The organism is Actimicrobium sp. GrIS 1.19 (genome assembly GCF_035984655.1).
Lineage (GTDB): Bacteria > Pseudomonadota > Gammaproteobacteria > Burkholderiales > Burkholderiaceae_D > Actimicrobium.
On the sequence record NZ_JAXCHT010000080.1, the window covers coordinates 1 to 1,644 of the forward strand.

The 1,644-nt window shown below is 58.4% G+C and carries 1 protein-coding gene; it reads right to left on the reverse strand.

The window, feature by feature from the left end; genetic code table 11:
• Positions 1–191: 191 nt before the first annotated feature.
• Positions 192–1,574, reverse strand: a complete 1,383-nt coding sequence (locus RCH09_RS19600; RefSeq protein ID WP_326942822.1) for an IS1380 family transposase — start codon at positions 1,572–1,574, stop codon at positions 192–194.
• Positions 1,575–1,644 lie beyond the last annotated feature (70 nt).

The following is a 1,644-nucleotide window of genomic DNA, read 5'->3' on the forward strand; positions in this document are numbered from 1 at the left end:
CCTGAATGTTTCATGAATCGACATTTCGGCAGGAGTTTTCATCGTCATCGCAACAACTATGGAGTTGAAGAAATATCAGTAGAAACTCGCCCTACCCATGCGCAATGTGGGTTCTGGGTTGCGTGAAACGGCAGGATGGTTTGAGGCGGAAGGTGTGCGGTCGATTCTCGCTCCGACCTGACGTGACGCGATCAGGACGAGTTGAGAATTGCTGCTGGTCGTGGCACGAATAGGCGTTCGGTCAGCGTCTTCAACAGCTGCTTGACCGGACAGGCGCTGGGCAAATGCAGGACGATCTTGTTTTTGCACTGGCGCACCTGGACTGCGATCTTGAACAGTTTGGCGATGACGGTCGATGGTTGCGCCTGCGACAGAGCGGTGTGTTGCAGCGCCTGGGTGCGCAGTTGCTGATGCAGCACGTAAGCGGCGGCATGCAGCAATAGGCGCAGGCAATTGGCGAGGAAGCTGGTACAGGAAGTGCGGTCGGCCGCCAGGTCACCCTTGAGATGCTTGATGTAATTTTCGGCCTGGCCCCGCGCGCAATAAATCTCCTCGTACAGCGTGTCGGCATCAAGGCCCGGCAGCGAGGTGACGATGAAACGCGAGTTCTGGCCCAGCGCCATGACTTCGGCCTTCAGCAGCACGCGCCAGGCGCGGGGCCACGATCCGGCACGGTAGTCAAATTCGTCGAACAGGCGCACCGCCTCCGGCACCACCTCTTGCGTCTGCACGTCAGCCCACAAATCGCAGGCGCGCAGCCGAGTTGACTCGGCCAGTTTGAGCAGCCTGGGATTGCTGGAAAAACCAAAGACGAAGTCGACGTTCGGCATCGCATCGATGAGCCCCATCAATTCGGGCCCGCTGAAATGTCCGTCGCCCCGCACCAGAATGTGGGTATCAGGAAAGCGACGGCGAATCAGGCTCAGCACGCGGCGCATGATCATCTCATTCTCGGCGCCGTGCGGTCGTTTGCCGGGACGCAGTATGGCCGCCACCAACGCACCCGACTGGCCGTCGAAGATCATGAGCGGCAGATAGCAGGTGGAGCGGTAATGGTGGTTGTAAAACGCCAGCGGCTGCTGGCCATGTACCGCGTCTTCTGAATGGTCCAAGTCAAGAATCAGGTTCCTCGGTGGCTTGGCAAAGCCCGCGATGAATTGCTCGACCAGGGCCTGGCTGATGCGGTAAATATCCTTGCTGCTGGCCGCATGTTCAAAGCGCGACATCGTTGCCGCAGAAGCCAGCGCGGTCGTGTCATCGAACGGCAAGCGGGCAGCGCCGAGCTTGAACATCGGGTCGTGGCGCAAGCTATTTGAGTCGTTGCCGTCCTCGTAGCCGCAACCGATTTGAAAGATCCGCTGCGTGAGCAAGTCACGGTACGAATGGCTAATGTAACTTTGGTGGCGGCGATCGCCCAGGGCTACCGTGAGGCGCTCGGTCAGCCCGATCTGGCGATCGACACCGCGCAGCAGCAGGGGTCCAAGGTCAGAGGACAAACCGCCGCCTGCAAAGTCAGCGCGAACGGTATGTCCTGGAATCGATGCAAAACGGAGCTGCTCTGAAGTAGAATTCATGTCGGCAAGGTGGCGTTTGTGTTGATGAGTGTGTTTCTCGATAACTCACATTTTATCAATCACTTACGGC

What these genes read in the sequence shown, in the direction of transcription:
- RCH09_RS19600 (WP_326942822.1), bottom strand. Translation starts at nt 1,574, where the DNA reads ATGAATTCTACTTCAGAGCAGCTCCGTTTTGCATCGATTCCAGGACAT.